The organism is Psychrobacter proteolyticus, from assembly GCF_038155145.1.
Classification (GTDB): Bacteria; Pseudomonadota; Gammaproteobacteria; order Pseudomonadales; family Moraxellaceae; genus Psychrobacter; species Psychrobacter proteolyticus_B.
On the sequence record NZ_JBAKAY010000161.1, the window covers coordinates 1 to 216 of the forward strand.

Sequence of the window (216 nt, forward strand, 5' to 3'; positions counted from 1 at the left end):
TGGTTGAGCAGTTTGGGTGGTGGACACTGTTTGCCATTACCTTACCACTCAGTGCGGCGGTCATGGCGATTGTGTGGTGGTTAATACCTGACATACGCTCACATGATAAAATAAGCCCTTTCGATACCATCGGGTTTGTCAGTTTGCTTATTTGGCTGCTTTCAATGATGGTTTGGCTGAGCACGCTGAAGATAGACTTCACTGGTGGATTATTTA

General features: G+C 45.8%; 1 pseudogene. It reads left to right on the top strand.

The window, feature by feature from the left end:
* A pseudogene (locus V6252_RS13360) lies at window positions 1-216 on the top strand (MFS transporter); the annotation flags it as partial.